General features: G+C 24.2%; 15 protein-coding genes. 6 read left to right on the forward strand and 9 right to left on the reverse strand.

The features are described from left to right. Positions 1-124: 124 nt before the first annotated feature. The 9 genes from ACR82Z_RS03170 to ACR82Z_RS03210 form a co-directional block, all read right to left on the reverse strand. On the reverse strand, positions 125-1,177 hold the full coding sequence (locus tag ACR82Z_RS03170) for an IS3 family transposase (RefSeq protein ID WP_435128681.1): 1,053 nt from the start codon (positions 1,175-1,177) through the stop codon (positions 125-127). A 285-nt stretch (positions 1,178-1,462) separates the two neighbouring features. Further along, positions 1,463-1,783 carry a hypothetical protein gene (locus tag ACR82Z_RS03175; protein WP_435128684.1) on the reverse strand — a complete coding sequence of 107 codons (321 nt, stop codon included), beginning with the start codon at positions 1,781-1,783 and terminating at the stop codon, positions 1,463-1,465. A gap of 331 nt (positions 1,784-2,114) precedes the next feature. Continuing rightward, the gene (locus ACR82Z_RS03180; protein WP_435128687.1) at positions 2,115-3,374 is read right to left on the reverse strand and encodes a DDE-type integrase/transposase/recombinase; all 1,260 of its coding nucleotides are present in this window, start codon (positions 3,372-3,374) and stop codon (positions 2,115-2,117) included. 396 nt (positions 3,375-3,770) lie between these two features. Continuing rightward, positions 3,771-4,526 carry a hypothetical protein gene (locus tag ACR82Z_RS03185; protein ID WP_435128689.1) on the reverse strand — a complete coding sequence of 252 codons (756 nt, stop codon included), beginning with the start codon at positions 4,524-4,526 and terminating at the stop codon, positions 3,771-3,773. Position 4,527: 1 nt separating this feature from the next. Then, entirely contained in the window at positions 4,528-4,917 is a 390-nt protein-coding gene (locus ACR82Z_RS03190; protein WP_435128692.1) for a hypothetical protein, read from the reverse strand. A gap of 76 nt (positions 4,918-4,993) precedes the next feature. After that, on the reverse strand, positions 4,994-7,360 hold the full coding sequence (locus ACR82Z_RS03195; RefSeq protein ID WP_435128695.1) for a S8 family serine peptidase: 2,367 nt from the start codon (positions 7,358-7,360) through the stop codon (positions 4,994-4,996). 126 nt (positions 7,361-7,486) lie between these two features. After that, complete coding sequence (locus tag ACR82Z_RS03200; protein ID WP_435128698.1) at positions 7,487-8,185, reverse strand: S8 family serine peptidase; 699 nt, start codon at positions 8,183-8,185, stop codon at positions 7,487-7,489. A 233-nt stretch (positions 8,186-8,418) separates the two neighbouring features. Then, positions 8,419-8,652 carry a hypothetical protein gene (locus ACR82Z_RS03205; protein WP_435128701.1) on the reverse strand — a complete coding sequence of 78 codons (234 nt, stop codon included), beginning with the start codon at positions 8,650-8,652 and terminating at the stop codon, positions 8,419-8,421. Between the two features lie 241 nt (positions 8,653-8,893). Then, entirely contained in the window at positions 8,894-9,640 is a 747-nt protein-coding gene (locus tag ACR82Z_RS03210; protein WP_435128704.1) for a hypothetical protein, read from the reverse strand. Between the two features lie 325 nt (positions 9,641-9,965). On the opposite strand from ACR82Z_RS03210, the gene ACR82Z_RS03215 reads away from it, so the two are divergent. Genes ACR82Z_RS03215 through ACR82Z_RS03240 form a run of 6 tightly spaced genes read left to right on the forward strand, consistent with a single transcriptional unit; the run spans position 9,966 to position 12,915 of the window. After that, a complete protein-coding gene (locus tag ACR82Z_RS03215; protein ID WP_435128707.1) occupies positions 9,966-10,604 on the forward strand; it encodes a hypothetical protein in 639 nt (212 codons plus the stop codon). Beyond that, positions 10,604-11,242, forward strand: a complete 639-nt coding sequence (locus ACR82Z_RS03220) for a hypothetical protein (protein ID WP_435128710.1) — start codon at positions 10,604-10,606, stop codon at positions 11,240-11,242. Before ACR82Z_RS03215 ends, ACR82Z_RS03220 begins: the two co-directional genes overlap by 1 nt. Then, on the forward strand, positions 11,232-11,903 hold the full coding sequence (locus ACR82Z_RS03225; protein WP_435128713.1) for a hypothetical protein: 672 nt from the start codon (positions 11,232-11,234) through the stop codon (positions 11,901-11,903). Before ACR82Z_RS03220 ends, ACR82Z_RS03225 begins: the two co-directional genes overlap by 11 nt. Then, the gene (locus tag ACR82Z_RS03230; RefSeq protein WP_435128716.1) at positions 11,893-12,192 is read left to right on the forward strand and encodes a hypothetical protein; all 300 of its coding nucleotides are present in this window, start codon (positions 11,893-11,895) and stop codon (positions 12,190-12,192) included. Before ACR82Z_RS03225 ends, ACR82Z_RS03230 begins: the two co-directional genes overlap by 11 nt. Positions 12,193-12,200: 8 nt before the next feature. Then, positions 12,201-12,650 (forward strand): PTS sugar transporter subunit IIA, encoded by a 450-nt coding sequence (locus tag ACR82Z_RS03235; protein WP_435128719.1) that lies wholly within the window; start codon positions 12,201-12,203, stop codon positions 12,648-12,650. Further along, entirely contained in the window at positions 12,640-12,915 is a 276-nt protein-coding gene (locus tag ACR82Z_RS03240) for a PTS sugar transporter subunit IIB (RefSeq protein ID WP_435128722.1), read from the forward strand. The genes ACR82Z_RS03235 and ACR82Z_RS03240 overlap by 11 nt, the downstream gene beginning before the upstream one ends.

Raw genomic sequence — 12,915 nt, forward strand, 5'->3', positions numbered from 1 at the left:
TATATACATTTTCAATTAATTCTTTAATCTTGCGATGAAAATTATTAACATTTTGTATATGTAATTTTTCCCTTACACTTTTTGTTTTATCTGAATTTTCTTTATATAAACAAGGACATAAAAATTAACAGAAAATTAACATTGTATCATCTCAGCGATATTGCAGAGGTGATTTTCAATCTAAAACAGATTGAATTCGTTTTGTATTATATCAAATTATGTATTGGTGTATTAGTTTTTTTAATTCATCGAAGTAATTTTTTGAATAATCTACCTTTTTTAGTCATTCAGATTTTAAGCATGAAAATCAATACTCTATTTCTCTATTATCCAAAGAATTACCAACTCTTGAAAATGAAACTTTTCCATTCTTTCTTTCTATCATATCAATATAGTATTTTGAAGTATATTGATATCCATGATCAGAATGGATTATAAAAGAATCACGATTAAAATCTTTAATATTTTTAAAGTTATCAATAACAAGTTCTAAGTTGTTTTTGGTGGATATTGAATATCCTAAAATTCTTTTAGTTTTATGTTCAATAATTGCAGATAAGAATATATGGTTTTGGAAAGGTTTTAGGTCGGCAGGAGCAGGGATATATGTTACATCAGTAGCGATGATTCCTCTAGAATCTTTATCATTAAAATCTCTTTTAACTAGATCTTCTTTTTTTGAAAATTTGTATTCTTTTTTCACGAACTTTTTCTTATTACGAACAAAAGATTTTATATTTAAATATTTCATTATTCTTCCTAAAGTCCTGTAATTTATGTATATTCCGTATTTTTCTCTTAATACAATAGACATTTTTACACGACCATAAACTTGCTTGTTTTCGTAAAAAACTTTCAGGATTATTTCTCTGTACTGCTCGTATTTTTCTTCCTTTTTGCTTATTGAATTTGTTTTTCATTTTGAGATAGTTTGTCTAGTTGCATCTAATATTTCTGCTGTCTTAGTTTGTGATAAGTCTTCTAATTCATGAGACTCATTTTTCTTTTGATTCTTATCCATTTTTTCTGCGATTTCATAGTATCGAGTCGCGATAATTATTAGATCTTGTCTGGTAAATTTTTCAAAATTTGGAACCTTAGATTTCTTGTCTTTCTTCGGTCTTCCAGAACCTGGTTTTCTTTGTGAACCACTTTTGGTTAATAATTGATTTTCCATATTTAAATTATAATATGAAACAATTTTTTCAATCTATTTCTTAAACTTGTTGATTTAATAAAGATTAATTTTGACTCGATTTCTTTCATAAAATATAAAAGCTTTTCGGTTCCTTCACTTGAATAAATTTCAAAAATTTTATCAAATTCTTCCTTCTTAAAATGCTTGTGACATTGCTTTCCTTTCTTTAATATTTTTGGGTGCGGACACCCTAGGGGTGTTGGTTAATCCTATTAATAAAACAAAAAGATTAACAGAATTAATTGTTAATCTTTTTGTCCTACTTTAATAAACAAAAGATTTTTTCTTAGAAGCACCAACAATATAATGAGATGCACCTATCTTATTTATAAAAGGTTTATATGATGTTTCCCCATCAGTTATAAATTTTGCAGATTCAGGATTTTTAACTTTGTATTTAAAAGCAAAATATAGTTTTTCTGCAGAAGGTTTACCTTTTCCTAAATAAGAAAATTGCGATTCCCCATTTCTATCAACCATAGTAGAAACACAATCTAAATCACTATTTATACCTCTTTTTGAGTTATAGTATAAAGATTTTCCACGTTTTCTTGCTGCTCTACCTATTCCGTTCTTGTGTCTCACCTTTTTTACATCAAGAAAATATATTTCGTCAAGTTCGATTATTCCACTACTGACATCTGATTCTTTTTGCTTAGATTTAATAAAATCTAATAATTTATGTCTTCAAACAAAAGTCTGTTTTTAAATTAATTCCACAAATCGTGCCAGTTTCTTTAAGTGTTAATTTCTTTAAATGACACTCAAGAAACATTTGATATTTAAACTGATGTGTTTTTCTTAGCCTTTCAAAAACTGTTCCAGTGCAATTACTAAAAGTTTTCTTACAATCTAAACATTCATAACGAGGCGTATGTTGTTTGTTGAACCGTGCTTGTGTATCTTTACAGATCCACTATCTATGACAATATTTAGGTTTTTCTATTGTTATATCTTTACTATTATTTCATGAAGTAATATAAGATGCTAATACTTCTTTAACATCATTCGGAAGGTCAGTAAATGACTTTATTCATGAATTTGTAATTAATTTTAGTTGTTTGAGTTTTTCATCTTTTGTTGACATTACTAAATTATACATTATTTTCAAATAAAACACATTTAAAAACATATATACTATAGTTTTTTTTAATTCATCGAAAGTAATTTTTTGAATAATCAACCTTTTTAGTCATTCTGATTTTAAGCAAGAAAATCAATACTCGATTTCTCTATTATCCAAAGAATTACCAACTCTTGAAAATGATACTTTTCCATTCTTTCTTTCTATCATATCAATATAGTATTTTGAAGTATATTGATATCCATGATCCGAATGGATTATAAAAGAATCACGATTAAAATCTTTAATGTTTTTAAAGTTATCGATAACAAGTTTTAAATCATTTTTGGTGGATATTGAATATCCTAAAATTCTTTTAGTTTTATGTTCAATAATTGCAGATAAGAATATATGGTTTTGGAAAGGTTTTAGGTCGGCAGGAGCAGGGATATATGTTACATCAGTAGCGATGATTCCTCTAGAATCTTTATCATTAAAATCTCTTTTAACTAGATCTTCTTTTTTGAAAATTTGTATTCTTCTTTTCACGAACTTTTTCTTATTACGAACAAAAGATTTTATATTTAAATATTTCATTATTCTTCCTAAAGTCCTGTAATTTATGTATATTCCGTATTTTTCTCTTAATACTATAGACATTTTTACACGACCATAAACTTGCTTGTTTTCGTAAAAAACTTTCAGGATTATTTCTCTATACTGCTCGTATTTTTCTTCCTTTTTGCTTATTGAATTTGTTTTTCATTTTGAGATAGTTTGTCTAGTTGCATCTAATATTTCTGCTGTCTTAGTTTGTGATAAGTCTTCTAATTCATGAGACTCATTTTTCTTTTGATTCTTATCCATTTTTTCTGCGATTTCATAGTATCGAGTCGCGATAATTATTAGATCTTGTCTGGTAAATTTTTCAAAATTTGGAACCTTAGATTTCTTGTCTTTCTTCGGTCTTCCAGAACCTGGTTTTCTTTGTGAACCACTTTTGGTTAATAATTGATTTTCCATATTTAAATTATAATATGAAACAATTTTTTTCAATCTATTTCTTAAACTTGTTGATTTAATAAAGATTAATTTTGACTCGATTTCTTTCATAAAATATAAAAGCTTTTTCGGTTCCTTCACTTGAATAAATTTCAAAAATTTTATCAAATTCTTCCTTCTTAAAATGCTTGTGACATTGCTTTCCTTTCTTTAATATTTTTGGGCGCGGACACCCTAGGGGTGTTGGTTAATCCTATTAATAAAACAAAAAAATTAACAGAATTAATTGTTAATCTTTTTGTCCTACTTTAAACTTTACTTTGATTTTTCATAATTATTTAAAATTTAACACAGTTATAACAAATACCGTTTCAAATAGATTATTAAAATTTGTTTAACCAAGTGATGTAGTCAAAAATGTTAATAGTTATAGTTCAAAGTTATATAAATACAGGAATCTAGTAATTTTTACTAGTTTCCTGTATTTATAAAGTTTATATGTATAAATTATATATCACTAGTTTTTAAAGATATTGTCTCATAAAAATATTGGTAAAGGTCTTTTATTTGATGATTACTTGGATTTTTAATAACAGTAATGGTTCTAGATTTATCAATATATTTTACATTCATTGTTATATGTACTTCATATGTGCTTTTTTTATCATCAAAATTTGCACCTAATTGCTCTAAATTAATAAATAAAAATTTTAAATTCGTTGCATCGTCTTTTTTGAAATCTGGAACTAAGTTATATTGTGATGTTGCTAAATTATTTTTACCAGCTTCATTCATTAATAAATTTTTTATCTTGAAAAATTTATTAATATCTTCATTATTTAAATAAATCTTTTGAAACTCTTCTTTGTTCTTTTGTTTTAGTTTTTCAGATGTTAGAGTGTTAATGTCAAAATCAACTTTGTATTTAAATGTTTGATAATATTTCTTAACATAATTTAAATTAAATTTATCTAAAAATAATCGATTAAGTTCTTCAACTGATTTAATAAATACATATTTATCTTTGAACAAGGGTTCAAACTTACCATTATTTTCTTTGTTATTTTCTCACATATAAGAAAAATAATTTTCTCCAATATTTTTAATAGAATTTTGCTTTTTATTGTATTCGATATATCAATCAAAATCCTTGAAATTTTTAATAAAATATTCCTTGTTATTTGCGGTGTTTCCACAACTAGCAACAATTAAAGGTGTTAATGCAGAAAAAAGAAAAACTCATTTTTTTATAAAATTCTTCATACTATTTTTCCTGCACTGTATATGTTAATGCTAAACTATCATTAATTGAATTATTAAATAATACATCTGAATATTTTTTAACTTTTAATTGATAAATGCCTGATTCGGGTGTTATATATTCAAGGATTTCATCATTAGAATTAATTGATGTAATACTTTTAACTACTTTTCAATTACCATCCCTATCTTTTTTTTCTAAATATAAATCATAATCAGAAAATAACTTATCTTGCTGTTTTTGATTTACTGTTATTAAATTAAGTCTTTTTTCATCTATATGTGTTTCAAGTCATTGTGCTTTTTCCTTAGATAATCTCGCTCCTTCAACAGAATTAGCTATAATACCACCTAAAAACCCTAAAAACCATCATCAACGTGAATTATTAAACAAAATTTTACTAATTACTATAGTATATAATATAATGGTTTATGTTTAAGGTAGGCCTCGGTGTCCTATATAAGAAAATTTACTTTTTTATTACTTTTATGGTTTTGTTCTCTCTAACCAAAAAGTCATTTGCTTCCTTAAAGCTTAATACAGTTTTTATATTTAACTTATAATCATTTGGTATTAAGATAATATTATAAAAAAGTTTAATTTGATTTTGATTCTTATCGATTTTATCTGGATTGATAGTGAAATTATAACTAAATAACGATGCATTTATTAAACCTAAGGAAACAGATTTTTCGTTATTATTTTTATTTAATTTTAGTATATGTGATGGTGTTTTAAAATAATCTCCAAGAGTGCTGAATAATTGCGTATAAAATAGAAGTCTGTTGTTTTTTAAAATATCAATAGTTTTTTGATTATTTAAAAATATTTTTTCAAATTTTGTTGTAAGTTCATCGGGAGTAATAAGAGAATTTTGTTTCGCAGCAAGAATTTGTAAAGGAGTGATAATAAGTTGATAAAATTCATCTATATTTGTAATAATTTTGATACCTTGATTTAATTCTCAGTCTGAAATTGTTTCATTAGTCAATTTACCTAAAAAATTAATTTCTTTATAAATCTCAGATTGATTATTGCTTACAGATGTAATTAAATTCTCGATATTATCTTCTTTATTTATATAAATAAAATCTGCTTCTTTATATTTAAATTCTTTATATAAAGCAGAAAGTAATTTTTCGTTTTGTTCTTTGTCTGTTTTTAAAAGAGTAAATTCCTTATCTTTGGGTACTAAAAATGCTGAAAATATATGTCTGTTTGGTCTAAGATCGGTAGTTGAAACTAATGATACTCTATTATTTATATAATATGGTTCTGCTTTTAGAGCATAAACAACATCTATATTTGATTTATCTTCATCTATAAGAATATAATCGTATCCAAATGAACTTCAATTATCTTTTTGTTCAGTTATTATAATATCGTTATCTTTAAGAATATTACTTATATTTTTGTTATTTAAAAAATCATTTTCAAATATTTCTACTATTTGCTTGTCTGTTAAAGTTTTATTTAAACCCAGATAAGTATACAAATTGTGAATAAGGGAGACGATATTCATATAAAATTCTTGCTCAGTTTTAATACGGAGAAAATCATCTTTTATAAATTTAAAATTAGAATTAAATCGTTTTTCATTACGATTTCGTTTGTTAAAAAGTTGTAATATAAATTGGTTAAATAAAACACTATTAGAAGTTATAATGCTCTGTTGCTGTTGCTTCAATTTAATAAGATTCACAAATAAAGGAGTTTTTAAGTTAATACTTTCTAGATATTCAGGTTCGCTTAACTGTATTTTAGGTAAAGTTTCTTGTTTATTTTCCGATCCCTTATTAACTTCAACCTTAGATCCACATGCAACAGACACAGAAGTGTATATTGGCAATGAAGTGATTAGAAATCTAATTATTTCTTTTTGAATGACATATGTAAATGCTATTAAATCCTTTATTGAATATTTGTAAAAAGAACTTCAAAAACCTGTAACTAATAACCTAAAAACTCCGTCGTGATTTACTTTATATTCTATAAGTTCATCATTTGAATCGTTTGAATTAGAAGTATCAACAGTAATTCATTTACCATCAACAAATTCTTGGAGTGATAAGTTATAATCAGAAAAACCTTTATAATTATCAGAATAAGATTGTGAAATTCCGAATTTTTTTAGTTGTTTGTATAAAAATGGACCATAAAACTCATTAGTTAATTCATTTTTATTTTCTAGTGTTTCTGCATGTTCTTTAAAAGGACCGTTATATGTTCTTGTATCAGCATCAGGATATATAAGTGGAAACCCAGAATGACCGAATAATGAAGTTATTCCAGCATTAAATAGTCATGATAATGCTGCTTTTATGGTATCACCTTTTGAAGCATTAAAATGTTTGCTTTCTTTATTTATAGAATCTAGAAAACCAAAGTCAGTTGCAGAAAAAGTTTCAATATTTTTAGCAGCAATTAACATATTATTAAAATCTGGAATCCCTGCACCGTATTTATCACTAAATCCGTTTTTGTTTTTTATTTGTTCTTTGTCGCTTATCGAAATAGCAGCTGCACTTAGGATACTTTTGATTACTGGAATTCTAAATTCATTATTTAAATTAGGTTTTAATTTTAATAATGTTGAAATTAATCCGGTTATTGCAGGAGCAGCAAACGATGTTCCTTCCCTACCATCACTATCTTTAAAATTAAAATAACCTGGAGCAACAACTAGGGGTTTTGCTGGACCACCATTAGCATTATCTGTTTTATAATTTGAATATAATGCTAATTTGTTGTTTTTGACTGGAAATTTATAGTTTTTATCAAGGGCACCGACAGTTATAGAATTGTATGAAAGAGAATAATCTGAAATATTATTCAAAACTTTACATAGTTACAATGTATAAAAATTATATAGCATAAAGCAGGATTAATCACTTTTTTACCAGTTTTTTTAATCGAAATTAGATAATTCAAAGTTATTGTTCATTATTAAATCCTTACAAAATTATATACTATAGTAATTAGTAAAATTTTGTTTAATAATTCACGTTATAGAATTGTATGAAAGAGAATAATTATTGATTCAACCAGAATTTTGATCACCGATATTTTCGTTTCCGGCAGAAATAACATTAATCACTCCATACTTGCGCGATAAATAATCTAACAAGAAACTCTCTTCAGAATAAAATCTGTTATATCAATCTTTTTCCATACCATAGCTATGGTTAATTATTCTAATACCATAATATTTAATTAATTTTTCCAATTTAGTTTGTCAGTTGCCATTTCTAGAGTTGAATGAAGCAATATATAATTTTGCTGATTTATCGAAACCTTCTTCACCACCAATAATTGATGATACTTTTAACGAATGCTCTCATGTATTATTTTTGTTATCTATATCATTATTTAGAAATTCTACGGAAGTTGCGAAAAAATTATCTGTCTTAAATTTATCAAAAACACTACCAAATTCTAAAACTCCTACATCTAAACTGTTATTATCTGTCTCTGTTAAACTCTTTTTATATCCATTTTCAAAATTTAAGATTTTAAATATATCATTTTTGTTTAATATATCATATTTTGAAAAATTATACGAATTTGTATTACTTGAACCACCACCAGATGATCCAGTATATTTATCGAAATAAAGGTCAGAAAGAAAATTATCGTTTACTGTTGATTTGAGGATTTTCATATTATTTGTATATAAAATAATTTTTGCTATATTTTCATCTTCTTTGAGTGACTTAACAAACAATTCTCTCTGTTTTTCGTTATTAAAATAAAACCATACAATTGGTAATTCTTCACTTACTAGATAATTTTTAAATGAATTACCGGTAATTTTTACATTATTAATAAATTCGTTGCTCTTATAAAAAACTATATTAGGCTTCTGTGTGTCATCATTTAGGTTATATTGATGATTTAGTAAAATTTTAAGTTCAAAATTATTATCATTAAACCTTTTTTAGTTAATGACAATTGATTGATAAATGAATCTCTAACTTCTATTTTAAATTCTTTAAAATTATCATACCAGTTCTCTGATATAGTTATTTTCTGATTAAAATTCTTATTTATGTTTGATGTAATTATCATTGGAACTATTGATGTAATAAATAATGAAGTTCCTATTAGCATCTTAATTTTCTTTTTCAATACAACTCCTTAATTTATTATAAATAACAACTACTAATAAAATAATAGTTGATTCTTAGATATAGCAAATATAAGGTTTAATATTTAAATTCATTTTAATTAGTTTTTTAATATTTACACTCGTTTTATGCAATATCTAATTAAATAATAAACGAAAAATGTTGATAATATATAAAAGTAACAAAAAAAGCTTAATAAATTTCAATATTATTAATCTTTTTGCATATTATTTTTATACAATTTAGTTAATTAAATTCTTAGTAATGTTTCATAATTCGTTTATCCCTATTTTTTTAATTGATATGTTATTTATAAATCTTACAGCAGCGTGAATTAAAACTAATAAAGCTTCATTAGTATCTTTAAACTGCTGACCTTTAGCAGTCAGTTTTTGTGGTTGTCTTAAATAAAAATATAAACATCGATTTACAATTGACTTATAAAATAATTTTTTACCAAATCATCTATTTAATCTAGCAACAGAAATGTAGTCTTGAAAACGAATTTGTTGTTCGATAACCCCACTACGTTGTTTTTTGCGCTTTATTAAATATGAATTTTCAACAGAAAAATCGTTTATGCGATTTTTATCAAAACTACTAAATTCTTGATCACTTATATGCATATTTACTTTAGTTTTAATATAAAAATATATATTAAAACTAATTAATGATAGATAAATTAAAAACAAACCAATATATACTCATATTATTCAAGTTTTATATCAAATTATGTTAATTATTTCTTCTTGTTGTTTTTCAGTGTAACTTTTTATTAAAATAACCTTTGTTGAAAATAATGTTAAGAAAATAAAAGTCATGATAGCAAAAAAAAGTAAGATTATTCAGTTATATAGCATTCATGATTTAGTAGTTTTATAAATAACATTATTTATATAATATTTTCTTACATCAAAAGTGTCCTTTATGAATTTAAAGGAAAAAACAACTATTAATAACAAAATTAAGATCGAGTATATATCTTTCATTTTTCTCCTTATAAAATTATATATGAATATCTAATATAAATTTTTAATTTATTGTTTAGGTCTATTTCGATTAATTAGAAATATTTAATGCGTTAATTTAGTTATGAATATTCTAACTTTAAATGACATATTTGCATTCGCGTCAGAAATTTACCATTTTTTAAAATATATACTTGTAAACTATTTTCCATACTTTTTCAATCAAATTATCATAATGTGCAAAAAAATGAAAAAATATTCATTAATATCCTATATTACACAACTTTATTCGCTATATATATATATATAGGAAGTATAAAATTATTTATGGGTAATTGGAGATTTTATGAAGTATTCACAATCTGTTGCTGCACTTAATTCATACATTTCATTAACAAAACTTGATAGTTTGGTTGAAAACGGTATGAAATATATTCATATTGATTTTATGGATGGGATTTATGTAAGTAATTTTGGTGTTACATTTGATCAAGCAGAGTTTTTAATTAATAGATATAAAAATGTGCATTTTGATGCACATTTGATGTTAAATAATCCATATATTCATATCAAAAAACTAATTGATATAGGTTTTAAAACAATATTTATCCCTGCTGAAAAAGTAAATACAGAATTTTATAAAATCAAAAATAATTATCCACATATAGATTTTGGGATTATGCTACAAGCAAATGATGATCCAAGAAACTATAAAAATATTATTATAAATTCACAAAAAATACTTTTAATGACAATTGATGTTATAGGAGGAACAGAAAAAAAGTTAAGTCCTAAACTTCTTGATAAAACAAAAACTATCAAAAATATCAACTCGAACATCAAAATATATAGCGATGGTGGTTTAAGAAAAGAAAATGCATATTTATTTAGTTTGCATAATATAGATGTAGCGATTGGTGGATCTATCATATACTCATTTGCAGATGAAAAAGATTTTTGTAACTGATGAAAGGATAATTTTTAATGACTTTCCAAACTATTATTATTATAGTTTTATCAACTTTATTAGGATTTATTTTAATAGGTGTTATTATCTGAAGAATTTGATTGAAAGTAAACAATAAGGATGCTAAAAATATCAATAACAATATAGGATACACATCAAAAGCAACAGTAGATAAGTTATTAATCTTAAAAAACCTTACTCAATCAAGTGTTTTAACCAATATTTTAATAAAAAACTCTTTTGCTAAAAAAGGATTTTCAATATTAAGTGGTGTTGTAATAACACAAGAAAAAATTTTTGTTATTAGCAACATTATAACAAGTTCAAATTTTGAAAAAATAAAGATAGATTCAAACGGAATCTTGCTGCAAGCAAATAAGAAAAGAAAATATAAAGAAAACCTTAAAATGAGTTGATTAAATGAAATTAATAAATGAATGAAACATAAATTTAAAGACTTTTTTGAAATAATAATACTAATAGATGAAAATATATCATCAGAATTAATCGATAATAATAGTCCATATCGTACCTTAAATATAAACTCCCTTTCAAAAGAAATTTCACAGTTATCAAAAAAGAATTTAAATCCAGAAAAAGTTGTTGAGATGTTATTAAAAAGAAACTTATTTAAAAATAACAATAATGCAATTTAACATCTTCGGGGCATTAGTTTTAATAATAATTTTACTCATTCAACTATTTATTCATTTTGTTTATTCGTTTAATCTAAAAATTAAGTATCAAAGAGTTGGGTTGAATATTAATGATAGGTTTTTGGTTAAGTTAAAGCAAGATGTTGAAGCAAGACATCATAAATCTTTTGCTATCAGTTTAAAAACTTCTTATTTTAAAACATCATTGGATATTAAAAGATCAATTTTATATCTTGATAAGGAGTATCTTGATTCAAATATATATGCTTTAGTAAACTTAGTTTATTTTTATTATAAAACAAAACAAACAAGTGCTAAATGAAATATCAACCAAGAAATTTTAAAGTGATTTGTATTTATATTAACGACTTTTTTATGAATAGTTTTAATGATGAACTTTTGAATTGCTTTTATTGTTATTTTGTCTTTTATAATGATTGTAATAACAATAGATTTTGGAGTTAATTATAAATTATCTAAACAAATTTATATACTTACAAAAAATTATTTTATAGAAAATTTTTATAACCAACATCTTGTATTGATATTGAGTTATTTAAAGTATAAAAAATTATTTATCCTAAGCAAATATAGTAATTTTTATATCAAATTTATTAGTGAAATTGTTTATAAATTTAAGCATTGGGGAAATGATGAATAAAGAGAAAATTATTGAACATCTTATTTATAAATGTGAAATGGATTTGGAGTATTTAAAATCATTAAATGATGAACAACTAAAAAATTTATATAAACAAAAAGAAAATGAATCATTAATAATTGCTAAGAATCCGAATAAATTCTTTTATATTAAAAGTTTACCAATACCAAAGGAATATAAACACAAAACAACCGCCAAAGGTGGAAAAATAATTTTCCTAGTATTTATTATAATGCTAATTTGGTTGTTTGTTTTGTTTATTACTGTCGCATTTATAAAATTTAAATAGGAGAAAAGATGAAATTATTTGATTTAATTATGCTAGAGTTTCGAAAAGATATAACAGACTGAAAACAAGCAATCCATATCGGTGTAAAAATGCTAGTTGAAAATAAAAAAGCAACTTGAAAACTTGAAGAAATGATTTTAGAATCAACAACAAAATATGGGGCATATTATGTCTTAGAAAAAGGTATTGCTTTAGTGCATGCACCAGCAGGAGAACACTGCATTGAACCAGCAACATCAACATTAATTTTGGATAAAGAAATAGTTTTTAATGGCCAAAAAGAAAAAGCTGCAAAAATAATTATCACATTATCTGCTCCAGATAATGATTCTCATTTTCTGTTGATTTCACAGTTTGCACAATACTTTATGGATGTAGATTTCAAATCAAAAGCACTAGCAGTAAGTGATAAAAGTGAATTTATAAATTTATTAACAAGGAGTAAATATGAATTTTAGATGTGTATGTGGTTCTGGTTTGGGTTCATCGCTACTATTAGAGATGAATGTTAAATCAGTTTTAGATTCATTAGGTGTTGAATATGACAGTGTTGAACACACTAATATTTCATCATTTAGCAAAAATGGTGTAGATTATGTAGTAGTTGGAGCAGATGTTGCTCCAGCACTAGATTTTCCAAAAGAAAGAATGGTTGTTTTAACCAACATATTATCAAAAACCGAATTAGAAACTAAGTTAAAAGCATTATTAAACTTAGTTTAG

Source organism: Mycoplasma sp. 6243 (assembly GCF_051200785.1).
Classification (GTDB): Bacteria; Bacillota_I; Bacilli_A; order Mycoplasmatales; family Metamycoplasmataceae; genus Mycoplasmopsis.